The organism is Pseudomonas lactis, assembly GCF_001439845.1.
Classification (GTDB): domain Bacteria; phylum Pseudomonadota; class Gammaproteobacteria; order Pseudomonadales; family Pseudomonadaceae; genus Aquipseudomonas; species Aquipseudomonas lactis.
On sequence record NZ_JYLO01000008.1, the window covers coordinates 1 to 26,178 of the forward strand.

Annotated in this window: 23 protein-coding genes and 1 pseudogene; 7 read left to right on the top strand and 17 right to left on the bottom strand. The window is 58.1% G+C overall.

All coding sequences use genetic code 11. From position 1 onward, the window contains the following. Window positions 1-81: 81 nt before the first annotated feature. The 4 genes from TX24_RS30850 to tcmP all read right to left on the bottom strand — a co-directional run bounded on the left by TX24_RS30850 (window position 82) and on the right by tcmP (window position 4,214). Window positions 82-594, bottom strand: a complete 513-nt coding sequence (locus TX24_RS30850) for a TnsA endonuclease N-terminal domain-containing protein (protein WP_082628807.1) — start codon at window positions 592-594, stop codon at window positions 82-84. A gap of 169 nt (window positions 595-763) precedes the next feature. Next, window positions 764-2,053 (bottom strand): three-Cys-motif partner protein TcmP, encoded by a 1,290-nt coding sequence (locus tag TX24_RS14385; RefSeq protein ID WP_057710565.1) that lies wholly within the window; start codon window positions 2,051-2,053, stop codon window positions 764-766. 16 nt (window positions 2,054-2,069) lie between these two features. Beyond that, window positions 2,070-2,813 (bottom strand): phage Gp37/Gp68 family protein, encoded by a 744-nt coding sequence (locus TX24_RS14390; protein ID WP_057710566.1) that lies wholly within the window; start codon window positions 2,811-2,813, stop codon window positions 2,070-2,072. Window positions 2,814-3,056: 243 nt separating this feature from the next. Beyond that, window positions 3,057-4,214: a three-Cys-motif partner protein TcmP gene (gene tcmP, locus TX24_RS14395; RefSeq protein WP_057710567.1), complete on the bottom strand. Its 1,158-nt coding sequence runs from the start codon at window positions 4,212-4,214 to the stop codon at window positions 3,057-3,059. A gap of 890 nt (window positions 4,215-5,104) precedes the next feature. On the opposite strand from tcmP, the gene TX24_RS14400 reads away from it, so the two are divergent. Continuing rightward, window positions 5,105-5,323 (top strand): hypothetical protein, encoded by a 219-nt coding sequence (locus TX24_RS14400; RefSeq protein WP_057710661.1) that lies wholly within the window; start codon window positions 5,105-5,107, stop codon window positions 5,321-5,323. A gap of 160 nt (window positions 5,324-5,483) precedes the next feature. Here the strand turns inward: TX24_RS14400 and TX24_RS14405 are convergent, their stop codons facing one another. Further along, window positions 5,484-6,977: a hypothetical protein gene (locus TX24_RS14405; RefSeq protein ID WP_186354311.1), complete on the bottom strand. Its 1,494-nt coding sequence runs from the start codon at window positions 6,975-6,977 to the stop codon at window positions 5,484-5,486. A 79-nt stretch (window positions 6,978-7,056) separates the two neighbouring features. Here TX24_RS14405 and TX24_RS14410 point away from each other — a divergent pair, with 79 nt between their 5' ends. After that, window positions 7,057-7,728, top strand: a complete 672-nt coding sequence (locus TX24_RS14410) for an ATP-binding protein (RefSeq protein ID WP_276326772.1) — start codon at window positions 7,057-7,059, stop codon at window positions 7,726-7,728. Window positions 7,729-7,850: 122 nt separating this feature from the next. On the opposite strand, the gene TX24_RS33045 is transcribed toward TX24_RS14410, so the two are convergent. The 3 genes and pseudogenes from TX24_RS33045 to TX24_RS14420 all read right to left on the bottom strand — a co-directional run bounded on the left by TX24_RS33045 (window position 7,851) and on the right by TX24_RS14420 (window position 10,924). After that, on the bottom strand, window positions 7,851-8,711 hold the full coding sequence (locus TX24_RS33045; RefSeq protein ID WP_437180736.1) for a methyl-accepting chemotaxis protein: 861 nt from the start codon (window positions 8,709-8,711) through the stop codon (window positions 7,851-7,853). Between the two features lie 42 nt (window positions 8,712-8,753). Beyond that, window positions 8,754-9,827 (bottom strand): annotated as a pseudogene (locus TX24_RS33050) (Cache 3/Cache 2 fusion domain-containing protein); the annotation flags it as partial. 176 nt (window positions 9,828-10,003) lie between these two features. Beyond that, on the bottom strand, window positions 10,004-10,924 hold the full coding sequence (locus TX24_RS14420; protein ID WP_003195439.1) for a LysR substrate-binding domain-containing protein: 921 nt from the start codon (window positions 10,922-10,924) through the stop codon (window positions 10,004-10,006). A 152-nt stretch (window positions 10,925-11,076) separates the two neighbouring features. Here TX24_RS14420 and TX24_RS14425 point away from each other — a divergent pair, with 152 nt between their 5' ends. Further along, entirely contained in the window at window positions 11,077-12,480 is a 1,404-nt protein-coding gene (locus TX24_RS14425) for a NorM family multidrug efflux MATE transporter (protein ID WP_003195441.1), read from the top strand. Window positions 12,481-12,605: 125 nt separating this feature from the next. On the opposite strand, the gene TX24_RS14430 is transcribed toward TX24_RS14425, so the two are convergent. Then, the gene (locus TX24_RS14430; RefSeq protein WP_003195443.1) at window positions 12,606-14,270 is read right to left on the bottom strand and encodes a putative bifunctional diguanylate cyclase/phosphodiesterase; all 1,665 of its coding nucleotides are present in this window, start codon (window positions 14,268-14,270) and stop codon (window positions 12,606-12,608) included. A gap of 266 nt (window positions 14,271-14,536) precedes the next feature. Between TX24_RS14430 and rep the strand changes: the two genes are divergently transcribed. Beyond that, window positions 14,537-16,546 carry a DNA helicase Rep gene (gene rep, locus TX24_RS14435; RefSeq protein ID WP_003195444.1) on the top strand — a complete coding sequence of 670 codons (2,010 nt, stop codon included), beginning with the start codon at window positions 14,537-14,539 and terminating at the stop codon, window positions 16,544-16,546. Between the two features lie 58 nt (window positions 16,547-16,604). Then, entirely contained in the window at window positions 16,605-17,177 is a 573-nt protein-coding gene (locus TX24_RS14440) for a xanthine phosphoribosyltransferase (RefSeq protein WP_003195447.1), read from the top strand. Window positions 17,178-17,293: 116 nt separating this feature from the next. On the opposite strand, the gene TX24_RS14445 is transcribed toward TX24_RS14440, so the two are convergent. The 6 genes from TX24_RS14445 to dadA form a co-directional block, all read right to left on the bottom strand. After that, window positions 17,294-19,216, bottom strand: coding sequence for an acetyl-CoA hydrolase/transferase C-terminal domain-containing protein (locus TX24_RS14445; protein WP_057710569.1), 1,923 nt, complete (start codon window positions 19,214-19,216; stop codon window positions 17,294-17,296). 138 nt (window positions 19,217-19,354) lie between these two features. After that, a complete protein-coding gene (locus TX24_RS14450) occupies window positions 19,355-19,765 on the bottom strand; it encodes a c-type cytochrome (protein WP_003195451.1) in 411 nt (136 codons plus the stop codon). A 182-nt stretch (window positions 19,766-19,947) separates the two neighbouring features. Then, window positions 19,948-20,496: a cupin domain-containing protein gene (locus tag TX24_RS14455; RefSeq protein ID WP_003195453.1), complete on the bottom strand. Its 549-nt coding sequence runs from the start codon at window positions 20,494-20,496 to the stop codon at window positions 19,948-19,950. A gap of 116 nt (window positions 20,497-20,612) precedes the next feature. Further along, entirely contained in the window at window positions 20,613-21,686 is a 1,074-nt protein-coding gene (gene alr / locus TX24_RS14460; protein ID WP_057710570.1) for an alanine racemase, read from the bottom strand. Between the two features lie 79 nt (window positions 21,687-21,765). Next, window positions 21,766-22,119, bottom strand: a complete 354-nt coding sequence (locus TX24_RS14465) for a RidA family protein (protein WP_057710571.1) — start codon at window positions 22,117-22,119, stop codon at window positions 21,766-21,768. Beyond that, complete coding sequence (gene dadA, locus TX24_RS14470; protein WP_003195458.1) at window positions 22,091-23,392, bottom strand: D-amino acid dehydrogenase; 1,302 nt, start codon at window positions 23,390-23,392, stop codon at window positions 22,091-22,093. Before dadA ends, TX24_RS14465 begins: the two co-directional genes overlap by 29 nt. Window positions 23,393-23,548: 156 nt before the next feature. Here dadA and TX24_RS14475 point away from each other — a divergent pair, with 156 nt between their 5' ends. Next, window positions 23,549-24,037, top strand: a complete 489-nt coding sequence (locus tag TX24_RS14475; RefSeq protein ID WP_003176896.1) for an Lrp/AsnC ligand binding domain-containing protein — start codon at window positions 23,549-23,551, stop codon at window positions 24,035-24,037. Window positions 24,038-24,169: 132 nt separating this feature from the next. Here the strand turns inward: TX24_RS14475 and TX24_RS14480 are convergent, their stop codons facing one another. Beyond that, complete coding sequence (locus tag TX24_RS14480) at window positions 24,170-24,523, bottom strand: YkgJ family cysteine cluster protein (RefSeq protein WP_057710572.1); 354 nt, start codon at window positions 24,521-24,523, stop codon at window positions 24,170-24,172. A gap of 115 nt (window positions 24,524-24,638) precedes the next feature. Here TX24_RS14480 and TX24_RS14485 point away from each other — a divergent pair, with 115 nt between their 5' ends. Beyond that, window positions 24,639-25,931 carry an NAD(P)/FAD-dependent oxidoreductase gene (locus TX24_RS14485; protein ID WP_003195463.1) on the top strand — a complete coding sequence of 431 codons (1,293 nt, stop codon included), beginning with the start codon at window positions 24,639-24,641 and terminating at the stop codon, window positions 25,929-25,931. On the opposite strand, the gene TX24_RS14490 is transcribed toward TX24_RS14485, so the two are convergent. Then, on the bottom strand, window positions 25,932-26,156 hold the full coding sequence (locus TX24_RS14490; protein ID WP_057710573.1) for a DUF1127 domain-containing protein: 225 nt from the start codon (window positions 26,154-26,156) through the stop codon (window positions 25,932-25,934). Window positions 26,157-26,178: the final 22 nt, after the last annotated feature.

Below are 26,178 nucleotides of genomic sequence, written 5' to 3' on the forward strand. Positions count from 1 at the left end.
GTTGTAAGGCGGCAACAACTTGCTCAGCACGGCTTCTTTTCGCTCATGGGAATAACGGGCCACATCGGTGTCCTTTACCGCCTATCTGGGGAAAACTGGAGGGTGACAACTATCCTGCCAGAGGGGGCGGTCGAGGAACTGAATGTTGGCAAAGCCCGTGTCACGAATTCGGGACTCGTCGTAAATGTGGAACGCCCATCCTTGTTCCCGCGCATATCGCCAGGCGGCTTTCCATTTCGGCAGCCATTTGCGCCAGTTTTTAACCCAGAGGTCGCGAGGTTTGACCTCGACCAGTAAAGGCACCGGGTAGTTACCAAACTGACAGTCACCCAGATGATAGTTGATGAGGAAATCAGGCGTGTAGGTATGGGTGCGCGCGCCGTCACCGTGAAAAGGGATTTGAACCGGCTGCGCGATAACGTCACACACCTGGCTGGAAAATGTCATTCGCGCAAGGAAATCACGCTCAAGCAAGGACTCATAGGGAATGCCATCGCCATTACGCAGCGGATAGGTGCCGGAAAGGCTGCGTCTCGTCGGCGCAATTGGCCGAGTCTGCTGGTGGGCGACGACGGGAATACGGTGGGTCTGCATGATGTTCACCTGGTTAACCGAATTCCAGGAATCATGCTTTGAGTGTAGGCCAAAAATGTCGGCAATTCGGCCCCGTTCAGGGGGCGAAGCGTTGCGCGAACGAGAGATTTCGCCGCCCCAAGAAGGCACGCTTGACCCGAAATTCTAGGAGGCCTGCGGCGTAGGAGCGTCAGCGAGTAAAAAACATGGTCCGCTGCTGAGAGGGAATAATGATGTCACTTGATTTTATGCTGCTGCCCTTGCGTCGCTTCGTTCGACTGTTCTTATCAAAGACCTCAATGTCGCCATTCATGATCGGACCGTGCAAGGACTGTTTTACGATGGCCTCATCCGCCATCGTGTGGTTGGCCATACCCATCATCATCTGTTCGAAGGACAATTGCGGTTGATCGTAGATCTTCCTTGGCAGCACTTCAGAGAGCTCCACTTCAATGCGTTTGCTCGTAACACCACAAAAATTATGCTCATCTCCAAATCCGAACGCATGTTGATCCGTAATCTGGATATCTTTATTAGTGTCATAGCCCACAAAAAGTGACGGCGTCATGGAGTGGGAAAAGTTGTTGCCATATCTCCAATGAATTTCTTTCATCACCGCGTTGGCGCGGTAGCTCTTCGCCAAATGGATAAACCAATAGGCTCGCGGATTCGGCCCACCAGGAGTAATAAAGAAAACGGTCATGAAATCAGCACCGCTTTCTTTCAAGATCCCCTCTGCAAGAAACCGCTGAATCAAATGCTGCCACTCGTGACGCATGGTGGCTTTAAAAGATCGCAGCTTTTCCCAAGGAATATACTTCTCCAAATCGATATTTTGTAATGCCTTCTTGTTTTCATCCCGCTCGGAGAGGTAGTCGATCAGGCTATCAACATTGAAAGTCAACAAAACTTCAGCATTCGTCAAACTATTGAAAATAGTTCGTATGCTAGAGAAAGGTACATCTTTGTAGGCGTATTGATCGAGCAAAAACAATGAGCGCTCGGAAAACTTGAATTCCTTTATTTTTTTAATAACGCTCGGAAGCGCATTCGTAAATCTCGCGCGAAGAGCGTAAATATCTTTATCCAAGCGATGGCCATGCCCTTTGGTGGCAAGCACGGCCTTCAAGTAATCAATATTGGCCTTTTTGATATCTATGAAAAAATACTGCGCCAATACTTCCCGCGGCATGTTTCTCTGAATATTTATCTCAGCGACAGTTTCTTGAACCGCCTCTAGCGCGATAATGGGTGAGCCGTAGTGGTCACGACGACCCCAATCATCTTTATAGACGCCTCCACCGCAAAAGCCATCGACGATATTAATGCCAATGCGCGGAATCATTTGATTACTCATGACCACCGTGATGTACGAACGGATATAGTCATGAATAATCTGATGTTTTATTTTGCTATGAGGATCTATGTTCGGATAGATACCAGTCGACAAATCCCATTTATATTTTTCGTCCTTGGCCACGCGAAATCCTTTTAGCTCAGGCTAGGTTTAGCAAGGGAATTTCATCCCAAGTCTGACCGTTCAATAAGCGGCCATTGGCTTTCTTGGATCGTTTTACTCCGTCAGCGCCCCAGCCACCCCACTGCTTGAAGAAGAAAGCAGAACCGAAGGCATCGCATTGACGGTGGATGTTGTCGACCCATTCCTGCTGCATTGGGCGCGCCTTCGAACCTGATTCACCCCCGACAATCACCCAATGAATATCCGTCAGGTCAATCTCGCCCAAGTCTTCCAATAAAGGCTCCGCTGACAGAAAGCGGATGGTGGCATCAATCTTACGCAGACAATCAATACGCGGCACCCCGTAGGCCTTGTCCTCTACCGAAACACCTAACCAGGCATTGGTCGGCGTTTCTCGCGTGCTGAAATACTCAGCCAGGCGCTCAGCTCGTTTGGTCAGGATCTGAAACGTATGCTGAGAGGCACGCTGGATCACATCGAAGACCTGATCGATATAAGCATCAGGCACCTGCTCGTGGAAGAGGTCAGACATGGAGTTAACGAAGTAAATCGTCGGCTTCTTGCGCAGAAGAGGCTCTTGAAGCTTTTCTGGACGCAGGCTCAACCGAAAGCCATTCTCGTAGCCAGGTGTGCCCATCGCCTGCAGGCGGTGAGCCATGTTCTCGGCGTAGCAATGTTTGCAGCCCGGTGAGACCTTGGTGCAACCCACCACCGGGTTCCAAGTCATCTCGGTCCACTCAATGCTTGTTTGGGTACTCATTGCACTGTCGCTCCTTTCGTGCGCGATATTAGTAAGATGCCGCGAGATATGTCAAATTGACATCACTCAGCGTTTCTGACTTCACCCCATATTATCTTTTCGATTCATATATTCAGTGAAAATCGTAGCCCAAACATAGCTCGATTTAAAAAAACGCAAGAATGGCGTGATTTTTTTCGACTGACATGCCTTCAATTATCATATCAAGTGTTTCCTAAATATCGCTATATATTCCCTCACTGGTCAGTCATTGAGGATCCAGCGCTCACTTTTTCGCGGCCAATCGGGCTTAACCGGAAATTTTCTCCGCCTGGCAATATCTGCATCAAGATTTAGGATTCGGCCTTCTTTTGCCAATTCCTTAAAGGCCAGCTGAAGATCGGTCGGATAATAATCAGTCTGCACGAGAAATTCTGACCAGCAATCGTAATCTATCAGCAGAGGTTTTTTTGACAGTCTCGCCAGAAGAAACTCTTTTGCTGCCAGTCGATTGTCTTTGAGTTTTTCAACAGGCTGTAGAGTTTGGTCCGAGCCGAACAAATCGCCGATGGGAGATTTGCTGATTTGTGCTCGAACCTTCGACTCAAAGTGGCTGACGCGCTGAGCCATCTCCATTTCTTCGGCAGCTTGTTTGAACTTGATAATGCCCAGAGGATGCCTGGTCAGATATACCAAAAAATAAAGCACCCGCTCCATGCCCGGGCGCTCAACTGATACATATGCTGTCTTTCCACCATACAAGTCCCCGATGACCTCGCGATACTGAGAAATTACCAGCGACTGCCGTTCGGATGAGGTTTCATTTCCAGTTAAAACAACCGGCCTTCCTAAAAGTTCTTCAACATCTGCTTGATGCGGCTTCATCGACATAGCGCGGTTGAAGAAGTCGTACATCAAGTTAATGAGGAACTCGACTTTATTCAGTGCCAAGAGCGGGGCCAGAACTGGCGCGCTGATTACAGTTTTCCAACCCTTGGGATCAATAAAGAAAAACGTAAAATTGCCTGACGCCCACTGAACGATGTCATCGATCTTGCTGGTGTAGTCACCTTGAATGCAGGAGGCTTCTACAGAGGCCTGCTTGTTCCCAGCGAGGAACGCTTCGAGCTTTCCGAAAGCTTTTTTGTCCTTCTCGATGTAAAGCGCGCGAAATTTTACATTGGCGCTAAACTTGGATTTCAGCGTCTCGGCACACTCCATCATCTGACGAAGCGAAATACCGATAGAGGTGTCTTTTAAATCATCCGACTCCTCTGCCCAAGGACCCGCGAAGCAGTCAACGTAATTGATGACGGTTTCCTTGCGCCCGATGATCATGAACAAGCACTGAAGGTAGGTCTTCAGAATCGTGTGTTTGACGTATGCCTGTTCGCGGCCATGATATTCCTTAGGTATTGGCAAGTTTTCACTCCATGTGTTTTCCCTTTACGCCGGGACACTACCCTATAAATGATACGTGCGAATAGTGCTCGAACGAGCGCCCGCACGGTCGGCCCATCTGGACTCCGCTACGATTTTCCGGAAGTTTCGCACGCACCGGCGTGGGCTTACCGGATACTCAGGTTAAGCAAAAGGGTTTCAGCGTCAACAAGGTCGCGTTGGATGCGTAAAGAAAGTCCAAGGTCAATGCCCTTTGGAAGTGCGGAATCGACCGAAGCTGCAAAAGTGAGGGCCCAGAAACGGCGAATCCCGCTCTAGGCGGGATTCTCAGCCGTCGATTGCATGCGTTCGACGGGGCAGGACACTGTTACCTGGCACTGGGCCATCTGACGCTCATCAGAAGTGGGATGCGATCCGAAGATCCCTGTAGCCATCCTGTGGTTCACGCCTAGGCGCGGACGAACAATAGTCAAACCATAATCACTATGTCAATGGGGCTTTCCCCTCCTGGATCATTTAGATTCCCCACGATCATTCACTCAGCTCTCGTTCAGAGCGGCCCTAACTGCGTCCGATCCATCAGCCCAGCGGCCAGGTTTCCCTGGCTCATCATTCATGGCAAAAAAGTGCTTCTTGAAGTTCAGGAAACCGAGGGCTCGTGCTGCCACTTGCCCAACGCGTCCCCTGGGGCGCCCTCTTTAAGCTTTGGATCAATTACGAGAAGAATACCCCCCGATCGTAGTTCTGGGCTAATTGCGCCGCCTCGCTTTCGGCACTCAAGGTTGTGGTTTATGACTTCAGCCCAAGCTCAACGGGCGAGAATGCTCGCAGCTTCCAGTACCAATCGGAGAGCTCTAACCTCTGGAAAATTCAGCTAGTCTTGCCACACAACTTACTTGATGACGATTCCCATGCCAGATAGCTCTGAAGCCAACATTGCCGCAGCTGATGCTCTCACTTTGCTCCTGCACAACCAGCACGCCATTGGTGCGGCTATTGAAGAGGTGACAAAGTGGCTCTCTGAGAATGGTGAAGGGAATGTCGCCTTGAACGCAATCGGGGCGATGGAAACGCTGGACATGAATGCTCAAGCCATCACAAATTCAATCATGCGACTGAGGCAGTTATAGGCGCTATCTAACTCCTTACTGCCACTACTTTATGAATTGTGCGGGCCCTTTTCTGCACTTGGTACGAGCCGCAATCGACCGATGCTTTTGTAGGGTCAAGCCTTAATATCCTCAGTAAAAATATTCGCTTAGGGTCGAAGCATACTTTTGGAAATTACGGCTAATTTTTTAGCTGAGAAATGCCTGAATTCGCTAAATCGAACACATCGTGTGGAGAAATGGGAGGATCAGATATCGGTTGAACAATCGTTCTCGACTGCAGTATCTGTGTCTCATAAAAAGCCTCGCAGATGATCTCATGCCCGTTATCAATCCAATGGGTCGCTTCTCGTAAAAGCCCCTTGGGAAATGGGTGGGAGGCCAAGGGATTATGAAAAACCTCGAGCTCCGCTGACCAAGGTTCATAACCTTGCGGCCAAAGATCTCGATACTCCTCACTCGACACATCAAGGCAGAAGTCGAAGCCCTGCAACGCACCTGGCATACGATCAAAGATGATTCCAACGCGAGTGTGTCTATAGCCGTTGCCATTACCCGTGATGGAAACCATCACACGTCCAAATTTCTGAATGCTGCATCCATTGCTGAATATCACCGCAGAAAGACCCGAATTCTCGGGGAACTTGAAAAGCCCTGCTGGGATACTCTCCGGTCCTAATAGTCGTTCTACATTAACCCGTTTGGCCTCCTGCTGCCCATCGACTTCATGTGTCACTGCGTAAAAGCCGAAGAGGTAAGCAACCAAGGCAGGCCTGCTCCAGGTCATTGAACCTTGAGCATAAAAATCGGCGAGAGCGAGCGCAAAAGGTTTGCCAACTACATGCGACATCTCGTGGTATCGACGGTCAAGCTTGTTTCGGATTGTTTTGGCATATCTTACTGCCGCTGCCCCCAGAATCTTCTCAATCACATCTCCGGGCGGAGGGTCAGCAATGGCGGTGGCATGGTCATACCGCACTTCAGGATTTGTAGTGACAGCCTCAATCCATGCGGATGCCCCCTTACGGTTAGACACATAGTAGTCTGGCGAAGGGTGATCCTGAGCTACATGCATGCCTTGCTCACGAAAACACGCAAATAGATGAAGCTCCCAGAGACGGGTATGAAGATTTTCTCCTTGGAAATCTGGCACCCAATTGAGATCCGGTTGAGGAAGCGCGTAGTACAAATATCCGATCATCCAAGCGGCCATCGCTCGTCTTTTAGTCTTGAGTTGCTCAAACAGATTGCTTGGTTTTCTTTTGCCAGCTTTATAGAGGTTTGGCCGCTTCCCTGAGTTTCGCGGTACAGGCTCACGCGGATTGCCGTCGATCAACTGAGTCGCTAATTGTTGCTTGGCTAAGTCGAAGCTCGCCAGCCCGATAGCCTCCAAGGTCAACGTCCAAACAAAGTCGACTCGTTGACGCATGGCGATGCAGCCGAACGTATTTTCCTGTTCATTGAAAGTCACGATTCCCCACGAAGCTGCATCCGCCGTCCTCCAGCCAGCAATTGGCAACGAATCAACGAAGCTTAAGCCCCAAGGCAAAGCCAGACCGTAGATATCAAACATGTTTTGAGGAATGGGGTGCATTTTCAGATCGCGTCCGTAACGGCTAAAAATCCTTCTTAGGATAGCCGCACTTATTGCCAGCGATACTAGACGCAGTCGCATCTATTTCCAAAGCCAGTCGCACTTAATTCCATAATGTAAGTCCGCGAGGCGGGGCTTTCGGAGTACTTCAGTCGCATTAATTAACAAAACCTACAGCGGCTCAAAGCCACAACCGGGGGAAATCACCCTGGCCCATCACGGGGTGTTGTTCCTGGATGAGCTGCCAGAGTTCGATCGCAAGGTGCTGGAGGTGCTGCGTGAGCCATTGGAATCTGGGCATATCGTGATCTCCCGCGCCCGTGACCGTGTGAGTTTCCCGGCGCGCTTTCAACTGGTCGCGGCGATGAACCCCTGCCCTTGCGGCTACATGGGCGAGCCCAGCGGGCGTTGCCGGTGTACACCGGAGCAGATTCAGCGCTATCGCAACAAGCTCTCCGGGCCGTTGCTGGACCGGATTGATTTGCACCTGACTGTCGCGCGGGAGGCCACTGCCCTGAGCCCCACCCAACAGGCGGGCGATACCACGGCCGATGCCTCGGTGCGGGTAGCGCAAGCACGCGAGCGTCAGCAGCGACGCCAGGGGTGTGCCAATGCTTTTCTGGACCTGCCGGGGCTGCGCCAGCACTGCAAGCTGCCAAAGGTCGACGAGGGTTGGCTGGAGACCGCCTGCGAGCGACTGACACTGTCACTGCGGGCGGCCCATCGGCTGCTGAAGGTGGCGCGCACCTTGGCGGACCTGGACCAGATGGACGCCATCACCCGTGACCATCTGAAGGAGGCCCTGCAGTACCGCCCCACATCCGTGACTTGAGCCTTACGCAATATCAATGTGGGAGCGGGCTTGCTCGCGAATGCGGAGTGTCAGTCACCCATTTGCTACTGATTTACCGCATTCGCGAGCAAGTCCGCTCCCACCATTTGATTGGTGGTGCGTCAGCGAAACCGATCCACCTCATGGCGCAAGCCTGCTGCCAAGGTCTCCAGTTCCTTGGCGGTAACCGCCAGGTTCGACACCACTTCACGCTGCTCGCTGTTGGCCAGGGCAATGCTCTGAAGGTTGGCGCTGAGCAAAGTCGCGGTGCTGCTCTGCTCTTGGGTGGCGGTTGTGATCGCAGCAAACTGCTGGCCGGCCGAGCGACTCTGCTCGTCGATACGCGCCAGGGCCGAGGCCACGTCGGCGTTGCGCGACAGGCCTTCCTGCATCAGCGCATTGCCATGCTCCATGGTGCTGATGGCGTTGCCGGTTTCCTGCTGGATGCTCTGGATCATGCCGGAGATTTCATCGGTGGCCTGGCGGGTACGCGAAGCCAGGTTGCGCACCTCATCAGCGACCACGGCGAAACCACGGCCTTGCTCACCGGCACGGGCGGCTTCGATGGCGGCGTTGAGCGCCAGCAGGTTGGTCTGTTCAGCGATGGCGGTAATCACGCCGACGATCCCGCCGATTTCCTGGGAACGCTGGCCCAGGGTGTTGATCACTGCCGCGGTGCTGTTCAGCGCAGTGGCGATATGTTCCAGGGACGATGAAGCCTCTTGCATCGAGGTACGGCCGATACGGGTTTGCTGGGCATTCTCTTGAGCCAGGCGCTCGGTGTTGCCCATGTTGTCGGCAATGTTCAGCGAGGTAGCACTGAACTCTTCCACCGCACCGGCCATGCTGGTGATCTCGCCGGACTGTTGCTCCATGCCTTCGTAGGCACCACCAGACAAGCCCGACAACGCCTGGGCGCGGCTGTTGACCTGTTCGGCGGCAGTACGGATATGCGACACCATGGTCGACAGCGCTTCGCCCATCTGGTTGAAACTGCGCGCCAACTGGCCGATTTCGTCATGGCTGGACACGTTGAGGCGCGCACTCAAATCCCCCGCGCCCAGCGCCTGGGCCTGGCGCACCAGTTCGCTCAATGGCGCCAGCTTGCTGCGCAACAGCCACACCGTGGCGCCCACTGCCAGCAACATCGCCAGCACGCTGCCGATCACCAGGCGGATGCCGACTTCCCAGGTCACGGCGCGAATCTCAGCCTTGGGCATGCTCGCTATCACCGCCCAAGGGCCGCCTTCGAACGGCACCGAGACACTATAGAAATCTTCGCTCTTGTCGCTCCAGAAACGGCCTGCACCCGGCTTTTTCGCCAGGTCGAGCATCACCGCAATCGCCTGATCCGGCGCTTGCACGCCAGCTGGCGGCACCAGCCAGTGCTTTTGCTCATCGAGCAGCGCGAGGGAGCCGGTCTGGCCAATGCGGAAGCGCTTGAGGTTTTCAAACTGGGCGTTCTGGGCATCGGTGTAATCGAAACCGATGAACAGCACGGCAATGACCTGGCCACTGCTGTCACGCACGGGGCTGTATTGGGTCATGTAGGAGCGGTCAAACAACACGGCACGGCCGATGTAGGTCTGGCCACTCACAACGCGCTGGTAGGCCGCGCCCTGACGGTCAAGTACGGTGCCAATGGCGCGATTGCCATCCTGCTTGGTCAGGGAGGTGCTGACGCGGATAAAGTCGTCGCCGCTGCGCACGAACACCGTGGCCACGCCGCCGGACATCTGCTTGAACTCATCCACTTCTTCGAAGTTGTTGTTCAGCACCTCGTTGCCCAGATAGAGGCTCGGCGTCTGCACGCCGGCCACGGCCACGGGCTGGTCCGCACGCACACTCAAGCCTGCGCCGAAGCGCTTTTCAAACAGCCCGCTCAAACGCTGAGTGCTTTCGCGCAAGGTGCTGTGGAAGGTGTTGAGTTGGTCGGCGAGCAAACGCGCCTCGCTGGCCAGGTGTTCCTCGCGGGTGGCGAGGTTGGCGGAGTCGAGGGTACGCAAGGCAAAGACCGTACTGCCGCTGATCACGACAGCGAGAATCACGGCGAGTGCGAGGCCTAACTGGGAGGCAATCCGGGCACGGGGTTGAGACATGACAGCTCCTGGCCGAGGCCAGGATCATCCTGATCTCATAGCGCTGCTCGGCAAATTATCTAGTGGGAAACGATGATGCACGATGGTTCCAACCCCCTTCTTCGGCGGCATTTGGCAATACTTGAGCGAATCACAGGGGTATCCCGCAAACGATTGCACTAACAACTCGCCGCCACTCAATCGAGGCGTTCAACCTGGGGCAATTCCATCGCCTTGACTTCACCTTGAAGAAATTCCGCCAGCCGTCGCAAACGTTCCCCACCCGGGCGGGTTTTCGGCCACACCAGGTAGTAGCTTTCCCCACTGGCGACCGCCGTAGGCCACGGCAGGCTCAAGCGCCCCTGTGCCACGTCTTCGGCCACCATCAGCAAATCACCCATGGACACGCCATAGCCTCGGGCGGCGGCAATCATGCCCAGCTCAAGCGTGTCGAACACCTGCCCACCCTTGAGTGAAACCTGAGACGACAGCCCCATGCGCTGCAGCCAGTAACGCCAGTCGCGGCGGTCCGGGGTCGGGTGCAGCAGTTCGGCGGTTGCCAACCGCGTCACGTCCCAGGGACCGTCGTCCAGCAGATTGGGCGCTCCCACCGGGATGAGCATTTCCGCAAACAGATAACTGGCCTCCCAGTCCGCCGGAAAGTGCCCGTTGCTGAGCAACACCGCGCAGTCGAACGGTTCTTGGTTAAAGTCCACTTCATCGATGCTCATCCACGCACTGGTGAGCTGCACCTCATTGCCTGGCTGCAGGGCCCGGAAGCGACTCAGCCGCGCCAGCAGCCAGCGCATGGTCAAGGTGGACGGCGCCTTCATACGCAGGATGTCATCTTCGGCATTCAAGGTATGGCAAGCACGCTCCAGGGCAGCGAAGCCCTCCCGTACGCCAGGCAGCAACAAACGCGCCGCTTCCGTGAGCTGCAACGTGCGACCGCTGCGCTGGAACAATCGGCAGGCGAAATAATCTTCGAGCGTACGGATATGCCGGCTGATCGCACTTTGGGTAATCGACAATTCCTCAGCCGCGCGGGTAAACGAGTGGTGGCGGGAGGCGGCTTCAAATGCCCGCAAGGCATAAAGAGGAGGAAGACGACGAGACATGCTGAAAGCTCCGACTGCGCAATCTGGAAACCCTACCAGAATCACTCATGCATGAGTTTTAATCATGCCAATGATCGCTTTTATCCTTTTGTGCAATGCGCTGAATGCGCCGAGAATCAACCCTTCCCCACCTTCCTGACCATTCGAGTGTGATGATCATGCAACATCCGGCACGTACCGAACTCTGGGCCATTCTGCGGCTATCGGGGCCGTTGATTGCCTCACAGTTGGCGCACATGCTGATGGTGCTGACCGACACCCTGATGATGGCGCGCCTGAGCCCCGAGGCCTTGGCGGGCGGCGGCCTGGGCGCGGCGAGCTATTCGTTCGTGGCGATTTTCTGCATCGGCGTGATCGCAGCCGTGGGCACCTTGGTCGCCATTCGCCATGGCGCGGGCGATATCGACGGCGCCACCCGCCTGACCCAGGCCGGGCTGTGGCTGGCGTGGTTGATGGCGCTGGCGGCGGCGTTGCTGTTATGGAACTTGAAGCCGGTACTGCTGATGTTCGGCCAGACCGAAACCAACGTGCAAGCAGCCGGGCAATTCCTGACGATCCTGCCCTTTGCCCTGCCCGGCTACCTGAGCTTCATGGCCCTGCGCGGCTTTACCAGCGCCATCGGCAAGGCCACTCCGGTGATGGTGATCAGCCTGTGCGGTACCGTGGTCAACTACCTACTCAACCATGCGTTGATCGAAGGCATGTTCGGCCTACCGAAACTGGGCCTGATGGGCATCGGCCTGGTGACCGCCATCGTCGCCAATGGCATGGCGTTGGCATTGATGTGGTACATCCGCAGCAACCGCGCCTACGCCGCCTACCCGCTGGGCACCGGCCTGCTGCGCCTGAATACCCACTACCTGCGCGAGCTGTGGCGCCTGGGCCTGCCGATTGGCGGCACCTATGCGGTAGAGGTCGGGCTGTTTGCCTTTGCGGCGTTGTGCATGGGTACCATGGGCAGCACGCAGTTGGCGGCGCACCAGATCGCCCTGCAGATTGTGTCGGTGGCCTTCATGGTGCCGGCGGGGATGTCCTACGCGGTGACCATGCGCATCGGCCAGCATTACGGCGCCGGGCAGTTGCTGATGGCGCGCATGGCCGGGCGGGTCGGCATAGGATTCGGCGCCATGGTGATGTTGGGGTTTGCGGCGGTGCTGTGGCTGTTCTCCGACCCGCTGATAGGACTGTTCCTCGACCATGACGACCCGGCATTCCATGACGTTATCGTGCTGGCAGTGAGCCTGCTGGCCGTCGCTGCCTGGTTCGAATTGTTCGATGGCGTGCAGACCATCGCCATGGGTTGTATCCGTGGCTTGAAGGACGCCAAGACCACCTTCCTGGTGGGGCTGGGTTGCTATTGGCTGATTGGTGCACCGTCGGCCTGGTTGATGGCGTTCACCCTGGGCTGGGGGCCAACCGGCGTCTGGTGGGGCCTGGCACTAGGCCTGGCGTGTGCGGCGGTGAGCCTGACCTGGGCGTTTGAGGCGAAGATGAAGCGGATGATTCGGCAGGAGCCGGATGCTGATGTCGGACTCCGAGCGGCACTGCCTGACTAGCGAGTGCACGCGGTTCATGTGGGAGCTGGCTTGCCTGCGATAGCGGTGTGTCAGGCTAATCATTATTAGCTGAACGACCGCTATCGCAGGCAAGCCAGCTCCCACATTTGAACCACTTTAAAGGCTTAACCCAACAGCGCCTGCTGGCTTTGCCCGAACATCAGGTATTCCACCAGCTCCGGCAACGGCAACGGCTTGCTGATCAGGTAACCCTGGACCTGGTCGCACCCAAACAAGCGCAAAAGCTCAAGTTGCTCAGGGGTTTCCACGCCTTCGGCGACCACTTCCAGGTTGAGGTTGTGGGCCAGGTTGATCATGGCGTGCACCAGCTTGCGGTTTTCTTCGCGCTCTTCCATGCCGCCGACAAAACTCTTGTCGATCTTCAACAAGGCAATCGGCAGGCTGTTGAGGTGCACAAACGATGAAAAACCGGTGCCGAAGTCATCCAGGGAAAACCGCACACCCAACCGGCCAAGGGCATCCATGGTCTGTTTGACCAGGTCGCTGCGGCGCATCACGGCGGTTTCGGTCAGTTCAAATTCCAGCCATTGCGCTTCCACGCCGCGCTCGGCAATCAGGCGGCTGAGGGTGGACAGCAACTGGCTGTCCTGAAACTGGCGAAACGACAGGTTGACCGCCATGTGCAGCGGCGGCAGGCCGCGTTCGCGCAGGTCTTGCATGTCGCGCAGGGCTCGGGAGATCACCCAGTAGCCCAATGGCACGATCAGGCCACTCTGTTCGGCCAGCGGCACGAATTCGCTGGGCGGCAACAAGCCGCGCTCGCCGTGGCGCCAGCGCACCAGGGCTTCGAGGCCAACGATATGGCCGTCGTCCAGGTCCAGGCGCGGCTGGTAATGCAGCTCCAACTCATCGCGGCGCAAGGCCCGGCGCAGTTCGCTTTCCAGGTCGGCCAGGCTGCGGGCGTTGCGGTTGATGCGTTCATTGAAGATATGGAAGGTGCAGCCCTGGGTGCTTTTGGCCTGTTGCATGGCGATATGGGCATGCCACATCAACGGGTCGGCGCCAGCGCGGGCTCGAGCATGAGCCATGCCCAGGCTGCAACCGATCAACAGGCTTTCGCCATCCACCCAATAGGGTTCGGCCATCACTTCGGTGATGCGCTCGGCCATCCATTCGGCGCGCTGGGGCGCCCGGCGGGTATCGATCAACAAGGCAAACTCATCGCTGCCCAGGCGCGCCAGTTGGTCTCCGGCTTCGAGCTGGCTCTTGAGCCGCGACACCACTTGCAGGATCAACCGGTCGCCCGCCTGATGGCCGAGGGCATCGTTGGCGTGACGAAAGTTGTCCAGGTCCAGGTGACCGAGGGCCAGGCCACGGCCGTCGTTTTCTGCCAAGCGCGCGGCCAGCAAGGTCTGGAAGCCCTGGCGGTTGGCAATACCGGTGAGCGGGTCCTGCTCGGCCAGGCGCTGCAAGGTGTTCTCCAGCACGCCGCGCTCGCGCACATGGCGCAGGCAGCGGCGCAATGTGTCGGCATCCAATGCATCCAGCACCAACCAATCGCTGACACCCAGCGGCGACACCAGGGGCTCCTGCTCCAGCAGCAATACACACGGCAAACTGCACCGGCCCGGGCCGGGCTGCAGGCTGGGCGTGGTCAATAACACAGCACCCTGGTCGTCATCGAACAGGCGGCTCACCGAGTCCCAGTTGGGCGCACTGATCAGCACAGCCCCTTCGCCCATCGGCGCCAGGCACTCGCGCAACAACGCTGCCCACTCGGGCTCATCGGCCAGCAGCAGCAAACGCAAGGGTTCGACAGGCGTAGACACGCTAACTCCCTAGACTCTGCAAAATTTCATTAGCGGTGCCATTATGACGTGCGGCCTGACAATGACAAAGGATGACAAATGATAGGTGTTATCAAATACGCAGACTGTAAATAATCGTCTCGGCTATTCCTCCACATCCTGCGGCAAAGTAGCAAAACCGGCAAATTTAGATCGAGTGGTACGTCACACCGTCGTTCTATGGCAGCAGAATCTTTCCAGCCTGTTAAAATGCCCGCCCTTTTGAACAACGACTCCTAAAATTCCGTATGTCCCGACTCAATCCCCGGCAGCAAGAAGCCGTGAACTACGTCGGCGGCCCTCTATTGGTGCTCGCCGGTGCAGGCTCCGGCAAGACCAGCGTGATCACCCGCAAGATCGCGCACTTGATCCAGAACTGCGGCATCCGCGCCCAGTACATCGTCGCCATGACTTTCACCAACAAGGCGGCGCGGGAAATGAAAGAGCGGGTCGGCACCCTGCTCAAGGGTGGCGAAGGCCGTGGCCTTACCGTGTGTACCTTCCACAACCTGGGCCTGAACATCATCCGCAAGGAGCATGTGCGGCTGGGCTACAAGCCGGGCTTCTCGATCTTCGACGAGACCGACGTCAAGGCCTTGATGACCGACATCATGCAGAAGGAATACGCGGGCGACGACGGCGTCGACGAGATCAAGAACATGATCGGCGCCTGGAAAAACGACCTGATCCTGCCCGCCGAAGCCCTGGAAGCCGCGCGCAACCCCAAGGAACAGACCGCCGCCATCGTCTACACCCACTACCAGCGCACGCTCAAGGCGTTCAACGCGGTGGACTTCGACGACCTGATCCTGCTACCGGTCAAGCTATTCCAAGAGCACAAGGACATCCTGGAGAAGTGGCAAAACAAGGTGCGCTACCTGCTGGTGGACGAATACCAGGACACCAACGCCAGCCAATACCTGCTGGTGAAGTTGCTGATCGGCACGCGCAACCAGTTCACCGTGGTAGGCGACGACGACCAGTCGATCTACGCCTGGCGCGGCGCCCGCCCGGAAAACCTGATGCTGCTCAAGGAAGACTACCCCTCCTTGAAAGTGGTGATGCTGGAGCAGAACTACCGCTCCACCAGCCGCATCCTGCGCTGCGCCAACGTGCTGATCTCCAACAACCCCCACGAGTTTGAAAAACAACTGTGGAGCGAGATGGGCCATGGCGACGAGATCCGAGTGATCCGCTGCCGCAACGAAGACGCCGAAGCCGAACGCGTGGCCGTGGAAATCCTCAGCCTGCACTTGCGCACCGACCGGCCCTACAGCGACTTTGCGATCCTGTATCGCGGCAACTACCAGGCCAAACTGATCGAGCTGAAGCTGCAGCATCACCAGGTGCCGTATCGCCTGTCGGGCGGCAACAGCTTTTTCGGACGCCAGGAAGTCAAAGACCTAATGGCCTACTTCCGGCTGATCGTGAACCCGGACGACGACAACGCCTTCCTGCGCGTGATCAACGTGCCACGCCGGGAAATCGGCTCGACGACCCTGGAAAAGCTCGGTAACTACGCCACCGAACGCAAGATCTCGATGTACGCCGCCACCGACGAAATCGGCCTGGGCGAACACCTGGACACGCGCTTCACTGATCGCCTGTCACGCTTCAAGCGCTTCATGGACAAGGTGCGCGAGCAGTGCGCCGGCGAAGACCCGATCAGCGCCCTGCGCAGCATGGTCATGGACATCGACTATGAAAACTGGCTGCGCACCAACAGTTCCAGCGACAAGGCCGCGGATTACCGCATGGGCAACGTCTGGTTCCTGATCGAGGCGTTGAAGAACACCCTGGAAAAAGACGAAGACGGCGAGATGACCGTCGAGGACGCCATCGGCAAGCTGGTGTTGCGCGACATGCTCGAGCGCCAGCAAGAAGAGGAAGACGGTGCCGAAGGCGTGCAGATGATGACCTTGCATGCGTCCAAGGGCCTGGAATTTCCCTACGTGTTCATCATGGGCATGGAAGAGGAAATCCTCCCGCACCGCTCCAGCATCGAAGCCGACACCATCGAGGAAGAACGCCGCCTGGCCTATGTGGGTATTACCCGCGCACGTCAGACCCTGGCCTTCACCTTTGCCGCCAAGCGCAAGCAATACGGTGAAATCATCGACTGTGCCCCCAGCCGGTTCCTGGATGAACTGCCGCCGGACGACCTGGCCTGGGAAGGCAATGACGACACGCCCACCGAGGTGAAGGCCGTTCGCGGCAACACCGCCTTGGCGGATATACGCGCGATGCTAAAGCGCTAGAATCGACTACTTTTTAATCTACTTTCGGCGCACAACGCGCCATTAGAGGAAGCTTTCCGTGGAAGCACTGCACAAGAAAATTCGCGAAGAAGGCATCGTGCTTTCCGATCAGGTCCTCAAGGTTGACGCCTTTTTGAACCACCAGATCGACCCGGCGCTGATGAAACTGATCGGCGACGAATTCGCCGCACTGTTCAAGGATTCGGGCATCACCAAGATCGTCACCATCGAAGCCTCGGGCATTGCACCGGCCATCATGACCGGGCTGAACCTGGGCGTGCCGGTGATCTTCGCCCGCAAGCAGCAATCCTTGACCCTCACGGAAAACCTGCTGTCGGCCACGGTGTATTCCTTCACCAAGAAAACCGAAAGCACCGTGGCGATCTCCCCGCGCCACCTGACCAGCAGCGACCGCGTGCTGGTGATCGATGACTTTTTGGCCAACGGCAAGGCGTCCCAGGCGCTGATCTCGATCATCAAGCAGGCCGGCGCGACCGTCGCCGGTTTGGGCATTGTGATCGAGAAGTCGTTCCAAGGTGGGCGGGCGGAGCTGGACGCCCAAGGTTATCGGGTTGAGTCGCTGGCGCGGGTGAAGTCGCTGGCCGGTGGTGTCGTGACCTTTATCGAGTAATCACTATGTGGGAGCTGGCTTGCCTGCGATAGCGGAGTGTCAGTCGACAGAGATGTCGACTGAAAGGCCCTCATCGCAGGCAAGCCAGCTCCCACATGGGGTTTTGCGTTGGGCTGTCAGTGGGCGGTGGCCTGCAGGCCGGCAAGCAGCAATCGTTGATACAGGTCTTCCTTGATGCCCTCCGGCTTATCCAAGCGCATGCGCTGCAAATGCTTGGGAAAGGCCTCCGGCTCCGGCGCGTCGAGTGCCGCCTTGCCCAACTCCAGAATTTCCGTGAGCTTGAATTTGCTCTTGAGCCAGTTCAGCGCTCGTAACAAATCCCGCTCTTCATCCGTGAAGTCGCTGCCCAGGGGGTATTCCGGGAACAGGCGACGATGCCTGGCCTGAATCGCCTGAAGCCGCTCTGGCGTGTTGTCGGCAAAACGCGGATCCAACTGGAAATCCTTGGGCAGTTTGCCGGCCTTTTGCGCTTGTTCAATCAAGTCGTGCTGGAATCTGGAGTCGGCGATGTTCAGCAGCGCTTCGATCACCTTGGCATCCGTCTGACCGCGCAAGTCGGCAATGCCGTATTCTGTAATGACAATATCCCGCAGGTGCCGGGGAATGGTGCAGTGGCCGTACTCCCAGACGATATTGGAACTGACCTCCCCCGCCGACTCACGCCAGCTGCGCAAAATCAGGATTGAGCGCGCACCTTCCAGCGCATGCCCCTGGGCCACGAAATTGTATTGCCCGCCCACGCCACTGAGCACGCGACCGTCTTCCAACTGATCGGCCACGCCCGCGCCGAGCAAGGTGACCATGATGGCGCTGTTGATAAACCGCGCATCCAGGCGCTGCAAGCGCTTGAGTTCTTCCTGGCCGTACAGCTCGTTGATGTAGCTGATACGGGTCATGTTGAATGCCTGGCGCTTGGCGTGGGTCATTTCCTGCAGGCGCTGGTAAAAACTGCGCGGCCCCAGGAAGAAACCGCCATGGATCGACACGCCGTCGGGTTGCGCCGCGTCGTCCAGGGTGCCCGCGTTGGCCTGCATCTGGGTCGCCACATCCGGGTAGACCTTGCGCCGCACAATCCCGGCATCGGCCAATACCAGCAGGCCGTTGACGAACATCTCGCTGCAACCGTAAAGGCCACGGGCAAACGGCTCAACGCCGCCTTCGCGGCTGATCAACGGCGCCCACTGGTACACATCCAGGTCGGTGAGCAACAGGCGATAGGCCTCGTTGTCGGCCTGGCGCGCCAGCAAGGCAGCGGTCAGCGCATCGCCCATGGAGCCGATACCAATCTGCAACGTACCGCCATCACGCACCAGGGTACTGGCATGCAGGCCGATAAAATGGTCCTGAAAGCCCACCGGCATATTCGGCGTGGAGAACAACGTGGTGCTGTCTTTTTCATCCAGCAGGTAGTCGAACTCATCCATGCCCAGCTCGGCATCACCGGGCATGTAGGGCAAGTCGCTATGGACCTGGCCAACGACCAGGATGGTCTCCCCGGTCGCGCGGCGCTTGGCGATCATGGGCATCAGGTCGAGGGTGATATCCGGGTTGCAGCTCAGGCTCAGGCGGTCGGGATGCTCGCTGCTACTGGCAACCAGTTGCGCCACCAGGTTCAGGCCGGCGGCATTGATGTCGCGCGCCGCATGGCTGTAGTTGCTGCTGACGTAATCCTGCTGCGCCGCGGCGCTGTGGAGCAGGCTGCCAGGCTGCATGAAGAATTGCTGCACACGGATATTCTTCGGCAGGCTGCCCTTGTGCAGGTCGGCGAGAAAGTCTAGTTCGGGGTAGTCGCCAAACACCCGTTCGATAAAGGGTTCGAGAAAGCGTTTCTGCAAGCCATCCCCCATCGTCGGGCGACCCAGGCTCAACGCGGTGTAGATAGTCAGCGCCCGCTCCGGCAACTTGGCGATGCGCCGGTACAGCGCGTTGACGAACAAATTGGGCTTGCCCAGGCCCAAGGGCATGCCCATGTGGATATGCGCCGGCAACCGCGCCAGTACGTCGTCAACTGCTTGCTCGATTGAACACAACTGCACCATCCGACTGCTCCCGAACATTCCATGAATTGGAGTTGGACCGAGCTTGCCGGGTCTTTGCTGCAATGAACAGCCTCAATACATAATTCGCAGGCACAAAAAAGCCGCTCGTAAGCGGCATTTTTGGCGAAGATCGATCGGTTACAGCCCGGACATCTTCTTGATCGCACCCTTGAGGTCGTCGTCCGAGCAATCAGCGCAAGTGCCTTTGGGCGGCATGGCGTTGATACCGGTGATGGCCTTGGCCAGGATGCCATCGAGGCCGCCTTGATGGTCGGCGCGTTCTTTCCATGCGGCGGTGTCGCCAATTTTCGGCGCACCCAACAGGCCCGTGCTGTGGCAGGCATTACAGTGCTTGGCGATGATCTCATCCGGGGTTTTCGCGCCGCCGCCGCCCGCTGCCACGGCCACTTCCATGCCCTTGCATTCCTGGCCCTGGACGCAAACCTGACCCACAGGCTCCAGGCGCTTGGCAATGTCATCATTGGTCGCAGCTTGAGCGCTGACAGCCCATAGGGCCAGTACGGTTGCTGGTGCAGCCAGCATTTTCATAATTAGGTTCACGCGTTCACCCTCAATGGTGGCTATTCACGCCTGCGGCCACGGTTTCGCAGGCGGCGAAAGTATAACGGTTAGCCCGCCCGGCCGAAACAACCCTATTAAATAAAGGGAGATTCGGCTTCACGGTGTACAGCTGCGGGAACCTCTGCAACGCTGGCAGGGCGCCTCTGTTCTTAAAAGTTCGCGGGGGTGGCTGCGCTGATTAGTCGCGCCGGCACGTCGAACGGATTGCGAAAACGATGGGGCCTGGTACTTTCAAAGTAGTAGCTATCGCCAGCCTCGAGCACAAAAGTTTCAAGGCCGACCACCAACTCCAGGCGACCTTCCACCAGAATCCCGGTTTCCTCGCCTTCATGGGTGAGCATTTCTTCGCCCGTGTCGGCACCTGGCGGGTAGATCTCGGTGAGAAAAGCGATGGCCCGGCTCGGGCGCGACCGCCCCACCAGTTTCATGGTGACGGCCCCGTCGGAGATGTCGATCAGCTCATTGGCTTTATAGACGATCTGCGTCGGTATTTCCTGGAGGACTTCCTCGGAGAAGAACTCGACCATGGACATGGGGATACCGCCCAGCACCTTGCGCAGGGAGCTGATCGAGGGGCTGACGCTGTTTTTCTCGATCATCGAAATGGTGCTGTTGGTGACGCCCGCACGCTTGGCGAGCTCACGCTGGGAAAGACCTTTGAGTTTACGGATGGATTGCAGTCGTTCGCCGACGTCCAATGCAGGAGCCTCCTAGGATTCAGGCTTTGTTGTAATTGAGCGTTATCATGGCGACAGCGTTCAGTATTTACAACACTTGGGCCTAAATCCCGGCCTGCTCGGTTCGTTGCCGGCGGCTAAGCGCCGCAATAGAGCCTTGGCACCCGGCGCAGGTTGCAAAAAATCTGATAGGGGATGGTCTCGGCGGCCACGGCAACATCACTGGCGAGGATGTGCTTGCCCCACAGTTCCACAGTGGAACCAAGGCCCGCTTGGGGCAAGTCGGTGAGGTCGACACACAGCATGTCCATGGACACGCGGCCCAGCAGCCGGCTGCGCTGGCCAGCCACCAGCACCGGTGTGCCGGTCGGCGCATGGCGCGGGTAACCGTCGGCATAGCCCATGGCAACCACACCGATGCGCATCGGCTTGGGCGTAACGAACCTGGCGCCGTAGCCCACCGGCTCACCGGCTGGCAATTCGCGCACGCAAATCACTTTGGACTCCAGGGTCATCACCGGCTGCAAGCGTGCGGTGAGGGCCTGGTCTTCGCCAAAGGGCGTTGCGCCGTACAGCATGATGCCGGGGCGCACCCAGTCGCTGGACACGCTTGGCCAGCCCAATACAGAAGGTGAGTTACGCAGGCTGACCTCAGCCGCCAGCCCCTGGCGCGCCGCCTCAAACACCGTTACTTGTTCGTTGCTGCTGACGCAATCGAGCTCATCGGCGCGGGCAAAATGGCTCATCAACACAATTTTCGCCACTTTGCCGCTGGCCAGCAGGCGCTGATACGCCTCCTGGTAATCCTTGGGGTGCAGGCCCACACGGTGCATGCCCGAGTCCAGCTTGAGCCACACCGTCAGCGGTTTGCTCAGGCGCGCCTGTTCGATGGCTTCCAACTGCCACAACGAATGCACCACGCACCACAAATCCTGCTCGATGATCAGCGGCACCTCGTCGGCTTCGAAAAAACCTTCCAGCAGCAACACCGGCGCGTGGATGCCGGCGGCGCGCAGTTCCAACGCTTCCTCGATGCACGCCACCGCGAACCCGTCGGCTTCGGCTTCCAGCGCCTGGGCCACGGGCACCGCACCATGGCCGTAGGCATCGGCCTTGATCACGGCAAGGGCCTTGGCCCCGGTGACTTCTCGGGCCAATTGGTAGTTATGGCGCAGGGCTTGGAGGTCGATCAGGGCACGGGCTGGACGCATGGCGGCAGGCTTCTAGGCAGCAGAGTGAAGAAAAAACCGGTGCCGACCAACAACATCGGCACCGGGAGAGGGATGCTTGTTAAGGCAGCGCAGCCACGACAGACAGCTCCACCAGAATCTCGGGTTCGCACAGCTTGGCTTGCACGGTGGCGCGGGCCGGGGCGACGCCTTTGGGCAGCCACTTGTCCCATACCGCGTTCATGCCGGCGAAGTCGGCGTCGATGTCCTTCAGATAGATCGTCACCGACAGCAACTTGGACTTATCCGTACCGGCAAGGTCCAGCAAGCGCTCGATATTGACCAGGGTTTCACGGGTCTGCTGCTCAATCCCGGCGCTCATGTCGTCGCCGACCTGCCCCGCCAGGTACACGGTACCGCTGTGGACAACGATCTGGCTCATGCGCTCATTGGTGAGCTGGCGCTGGATTGACATGTTGTGCGGACTCCTGGTGGTTGCCATAACGGGAAATATCGAGGCCTGCGGCGCTGATCTGTGGCGTTTTTTTCGCCATCAGGTCGGCCAGCAAGCGACCGGAACCACAGGCCATGGTCCAACCGAGGGTACCGTGGCCTGTGTTCAGGAACAGGTTCTTGAACGGCGTGGCACCCACAATCGGTGTGCCGTCTGGGGTGGTCGGGCGCAGGCCGGTCCAGAAACTGGCTTGGGCCAGATCGCCGCCCTGAGGATAAAGGTCGTTGACGATCATCTCCAGGGTTTCACGTCGCCGCGGGTTCAGCGACAGGTCAAAACCGGCTATTTCAGCCATGCCACCGACGCGAATACGGTTGTCGAAACGGGTGATCGCGACTTTGTAGGTCTCATCGAGAATGGTCGAGGTCGGCGCCATTGCCGGGTTGGTGATCGGCACAGTCAGCGAATAACCCTTGAGCGGGTACACCGGCGCCTTGATTCCCAATGGTTTGAGCAGCTTGGGCGAGTAACTGCCGAGGGCCAGGACATAGCGGTCGGCAGTTTCCAGCTTGCCGTCGATCAACACGCCGTTGATGCGGTCGCCTGCGTAGTCCAGGCGCTGGATGTCTTGTTCGAAGCGAAATTCCACGCCCAGTTGTTTGCACATGTCGACCAGGCGCGTGGTGAACATCTGGCAATCGCCCGTCTGGTCGTTGGGCAGGCGCAGGGCCCCGGCGAGGATATCGGTGACGCTGGCCAGGGCTGGTTCAACCCGGGCAATGCCGGCGCGGTCGAGCAATTCGAACGGCACACCGGACTCTTTCAGCACGGCGATGTCCTTGGCGGCGCCATCGAGCTGGGCCTGGGTGCGGAACAGTTGGGTCGTCCCGAGGCTGCGGCCTTCGTAGGCAATGCCGGTCTCGGCGCGCAATTCGTCGAGGCAGTCGCGGCTGTACTCGGACAGGCGCACCATGCGTTCCTTGTTCACCGCATAGCGGCTGGCCGTGCAGTTGCGCAGCATCTGCGCCATCCACAGGTATTGATCGATATCGGCGGTAGCCTTGATCGCCAGCGGCGCGTGGCGTTGCAGCAGCCACTTGATCGCTTTGAGTGGCACACCCGGCGCGGCCCATGGCGAAGCGTAGCCTGGGGACACCTGACCGGCGTTGGCGAAACTGGTTTCCATGGCAGCGGCAGGCTGACGATCGACCACCACGACGTCGAAACCGGCCCGCGCCAAATAGTAGGCGCTGGTCACCCCAATGACGCCGCTACCCAAGACCAGAACGCGCATTTTTATATCCTCATCGCGGGCTTGGCCGCTGACGTGTGTTATTCGAGCAATGATGAGCGCAGTGTAAAAAACAATCGGCAGTGCATTTCACTATATAAACGCCTATATTTGGCGACAATTCTTGGCAAAAACCCTTTTGACAGAGGCGTATCCCCTATGCGTACCAACACCCAGACCAAGCGGGAGCTGGACAAGATCGACCGCAATATCCTGCGCATCCTGCAAACCGACGGGCGCATCTCGTTCACGGAGCTGGGGGAAAAGGTCGGGCTGTCCACCACGCCCTGCACCGAGCGCGTGCGGCGCCTGGAGCGCGAAGGGATCATCATGGGCTACAACGCACGGCTCAATCCCCAGCATTTGAAGGGAAGTTTGCTGGTATTTGTCGAGATCAGCCTGGATTACAAGTCGGGTGACACCTTTGAAGAATTTCGCCGGGCCGTGCTGAAACTGCCCCATGTGCTGGAGTGCCATCTGGTGTCGGGGGATTTCGACTACCTGGTGAAAGCGCGGATTTCCGAGATGGCGTCGTATCGCAAATTGCTGGGCGATATCCTGCTCAAACTCCCCCATGTGCGCGAGTCCAAGAGCTATATCGTGATGGAAGAGGTGAAGGAGAGCCTGAACCTGCCGATCCCGGACTGACTCACTGACACAACACGGTCAACTGTGGGAGCTGGCTTGCCTGCGATAGCGTCGGCTCAGAGGCATAGGTGCTAGCTGACCCACCGCTATCGCAGGCAAGCCAGCTCCCACAGTTTTAACCGAGTACATCCGCTAGACCAACACCTGCCGGGTGCTCGCCATGTACTTATGAATCTGCTTCTCCACCCGCGGATGAATCAGCTCGACCGGCCGGCGACCATTAGGGCACGGCAAGGTCTTGGTGGTGCCGAACAGGCGACAGATCAGCGGCCGCTCGTCATACACCGTGCAGCCCTTGGGTCCCAGGTGCACGCAGTTCAGCTCGTCCATCGCCGCCTCTTGCTCGGCGGCGGTCTTGCGCGGCAGGCGCGACATTTCTTCGGGTGAAGTGGTCACCGGCCCGCAGCAGTCGTGGCAACCGGGGACGCACTCAAACGATGGAATCTGGCGACGCAGCGCGCTGATTTTCTGACTGTTGCAACTCATCGAAACCCATACCGAACGGCAAATAGACGTGGATTCTGACGCAAAACGCCCCGCGCAGACAGCGTCGTGCGACCACTGTATCCTGCGTCAAATTTTCCAGACAGGGAGGTTCCCCATGACCGCCAGCGCCCGGCACACCGCTTCCTACTACGCCGCCAGCAGCGTGCCGCAACCGGATTACCCGACGTTGACGGGTGAGGTAAACGCCGATGTCTGTGTGATCGGCGGGGGTTTCTCCGGTCTTAACACCGCCCTGGAATTGGCCGAGCGCGGCTTTCGCGTGGTGTTGCTGGAAGCGCGCAAGATCGGCTGGGGTGCCAGCGGGCGCAATGGCGGCCAGTTGATTCGCGGGGTCGGCCACGGGCTGGATCAGTTCACCCAGGTGATCGGCAGCGACGGCGTGCGCCAGATGAAGCTGATGGGCCTGGAAGCCGTGGAGATCGTGCGCGAGCGTGTGGAGCGCTTCCAGATCCCCTGTGACCTGACCTGGGGCTACTGCGACCTGGCCAACAAACCCCGCGACCTGCAGGGCCTGGCCGAGGATGCCGAAGAGCTGCACAGCCTGGGTTACCGCCACGAAGTGCGCCTGTTGCAAGCCAGCGAGATGGGCACGGTCATCGGCTCCGATCGCTACGTAGGCGGCATGATCGACATGGGTTCCGGCCACCTGCACCCGCTGAACCTGGCACTGGGTGAGGCCGCCGTTGCCCAGCAGTTGGGCGTGGCGCTGTACGAGCAATCCCAAGTGACCCGCATCGACTACGGCCCTGAGGTCAAGGTGCATACCGCCCAAGGCACAGTGCGCGCCAAGACCCTGGTACTGGCCTGCAACGCCTACCTGAACGGACTCAACCCGCAACTGAGCGGCAAGGTGCTGCCCGCCGGCAGCTACATCATTGCCACGGAGCCCTTGAGCGAAGCACAAGCCACCAGCCTGTTGCCGCAGAACATGGCCGTGTGTGACCAACGCGTGACGGTGGATTACTTCCGCCTGTCCGCCGACCATCGCCTGTTGTTCGGCGGCGCCTGCCACTATTCCGGACGCGACCCCAAGGATATCGGCGCCTATATGCGACCGAAAATGTTGCAGGTATTCCCGCAACTGGCCGACGTGAAGATCGACTACCAGTGGGGCGGCATGATCGGCATCGGCGCCAACCGCCTGCCGCAGATTGGCCGCCTGGCCGATCAACCCAACGTGTATTACGCCCAGGCCTATGCCGGCCATGGCCTCAACGCCACGCACCTGGCGGGCAAGCTGTTGGCCGAGGCCATCAGCGGCCAGCAACAGGGGCGCTTCGATCTGTTCGCCCAAGTGCCACACATCACCTTCCCCGGCGGCAAACACCTGCGTTCGCCGCTGCTGGCCCTGGGAATGCTGTGGCACCGCCTCAAAGAACTGCTCTGATCAATCGCGCCAGAAGGGTTTCAAACCCTCACGGCGCGCCTGCTCGGCGGTCAGCCCGATGTCGCGTAACTGCTCGCGGCTCAGGTCCAGCAGGGCCTTGCGCGTATGACGACGGCGCCAGAACAGACTCCAGCGGCCAGGCGCCTGGGCAGTGAGCACCGGCTCCTGCCCCGCTTCCAGTTCCTGACTGCGTAACGCCAGCCGTACATCGCTCATGCCGCTCATTTGACTGCCCCTCATTGGCCCG

Bases quoted from the DNA above. Each gene is read 5' to 3' on its own strand.
- TX24_RS14450 (WP_003195451.1), bottom strand. From the start codon at position 19,765: ATGAAAATGCTGGCTGCACCAGCAACCGTACTGGCCCTATGGGCTGTC.
- TX24_RS30850 (WP_082628807.1), bottom strand. From the start codon at position 594: ATGCAGACCCACCGTATTCCCGTCGTCGCCCACCAGCAGACTCGGCCA.
- TX24_RS14425 (WP_003195441.1), top strand. From the start codon at position 11,077: ATGATCATGCAACATCCGGCACGTACCGAACTCTGGGCCATTCTGCGG.
- TX24_RS14400 (WP_057710661.1), top strand. From the start codon at position 5,105: ATGCCAGATAGCTCTGAAGCCAACATTGCCGCAGCTGATGCTCTCACT.
- TX24_RS14420 (WP_003195439.1), bottom strand. From the start codon at position 10,924: ATGTCTCGTCGTCTTCCTCCTCTTTATGCCTTGCGGGCATTTGAAGCC.
- TX24_RS33045 (WP_437180736.1), bottom strand. From the start codon at position 8,711: ATGGGCGAAGCGCTGTCGACCATGGTGTCGCATATCCGTACTGCCGCC.
- rep (WP_003195444.1), top strand. From the start codon at position 14,537: ATGTCCCGACTCAATCCCCGGCAGCAAGAAGCCGTGAACTACGTCGGC.
- TX24_RS14405 (WP_186354311.1), bottom strand. From the start codon at position 6,977: ATGCGACTGCGTCTAGTATCGCTGGCAATAAGTGCGGCTATCCTAAGA.
- TX24_RS14480 (WP_057710572.1), bottom strand. From the start codon at position 24,523: ATGAGTTGCAACAGTCAGAAAATCAGCGCGCTGCGTCGCCAGATTCCA.
- TX24_RS14445 (WP_057710569.1), bottom strand. From the start codon at position 19,216: ATGGTGCAGTTGTGTTCAATCGAGCAAGCAGTTGACGACGTACTGGCG.
- TX24_RS14465 (WP_057710571.1), bottom strand. From the start codon at position 22,119: ATGTCAATCCAGCGCCAGCTCACCAATGAGCGCATGAGCCAGATCGTT.
- TX24_RS14390 (WP_057710566.1), bottom strand. From the start codon at position 2,813: ATGAGTACCCAAACAAGCATTGAGTGGACCGAGATGACTTGGAACCCG.
- TX24_RS14475 (WP_003176896.1), top strand. From the start codon at position 23,549: ATGCGTACCAACACCCAGACCAAGCGGGAGCTGGACAAGATCGACCGC.
- alr (WP_057710570.1), bottom strand. From the start codon at position 21,686: ATGCGTCCAGCCCGTGCCCTGATCGACCTCCAAGCCCTGCGCCATAAC.
- TX24_RS14490 (WP_057710573.1), bottom strand. From the start codon at position 26,156: ATGAGCGGCATGAGCGATGTACGGCTGGCGTTACGCAGTCAGGAACTG.
- dadA (WP_003195458.1), bottom strand. From the start codon at position 23,392: ATGCGCGTTCTGGTCTTGGGTAGCGGCGTCATTGGGGTGACCAGCGCC.
- TX24_RS14485 (WP_003195463.1), top strand. From the start codon at position 24,639: ATGACCGCCAGCGCCCGGCACACCGCTTCCTACTACGCCGCCAGCAGC.